Source organism: Streptomyces nanhaiensis, from assembly GCF_046614825.1.
In the GTDB taxonomy this organism is placed as follows: domain Bacteria; phylum Actinomycetota; class Actinomycetes; order Streptomycetales; family Streptomycetaceae; genus Streptomyces; species Streptomyces radiopugnans.
Genome location: NZ_JBKJFM010000379.1, coordinates 1 through 724 on the forward strand (window position 1 = coordinate 1; position 724 = coordinate 724).

A 724-nucleotide genomic window follows, 5' to 3' on the forward strand; every position below is an offset into this window, starting at 1 on the left:
GACGCGGCGGCAGGGGCGCGGCCCGGCCGGGCCGCGCCCCTCCCAGGGCGGCCGGCGCGGGACGTGCGGGTGCGGTGCTGGCAGGGGCGAGGGCCAGGTCGGTGGCCTGGTGCCGCATCGCGGCTCCTTCCCGGCGCGGGGCCGAGACGCCCGGCGCACGTACGGACAGAAGTTTTCACACCCGAACATTGAAGACAATGTTCTCAGTTCGGGCGCTCTGGATGGGTGAAGCGTAGGCACCGCGCGGCGCGGATGGGCGACAGGAGGAGCGCTGTGCCGACGCACGTGTGACAGCCCCCTCCATGGCACGACGGGCCGTTCGGGTGGCCCGTCGCTCCGCGCGTGCCCGCACCCGGTTGATTCAAACAAACTTGTGCAGAACTTGTACAGCGGGCGACTTGCGTCCGGTCCGACCTGGGCGGACGATGGCGCCATGTCTTTCGCTCCTCCCTCCCGCGCCGCCGCGCGGCCGGCCCTCGACCAGCAGGCGGCGGAGGTCCTGCTGCCGGTGGGCGTGGTGGCCGAGCGTCTGGAGATGAGCACCGCCGCGCTCCGCGCCTGGGAGCGCCGCTACGGCCTCGCACCCTCCGGACGGACCCGCGGCGGACACCGCCGCTACTCGGCGCGGGACCTGGAGCGGCTGGAGCGCATGCGTACGCTCGTCCGCCGGGGCGTGCCCGCCGCCGACGCGGCCCGCGCGGTGGGCGCGGCCGGCCCGGCGGAG

Annotated in this window: 1 protein-coding gene; it reads left to right on the forward strand. The window is 75.3% G+C overall.

Features of this window, described 5'->3' with window-relative positions:
* Nucleotides 1-433: 433 nt before the first annotated feature.
* Nucleotides 434-724 (forward strand): MerR family transcriptional regulator (locus ACLIYP_RS30690; RefSeq protein WP_412716336.1); only part of this gene is annotated, 291 nt, incomplete at its 3' end.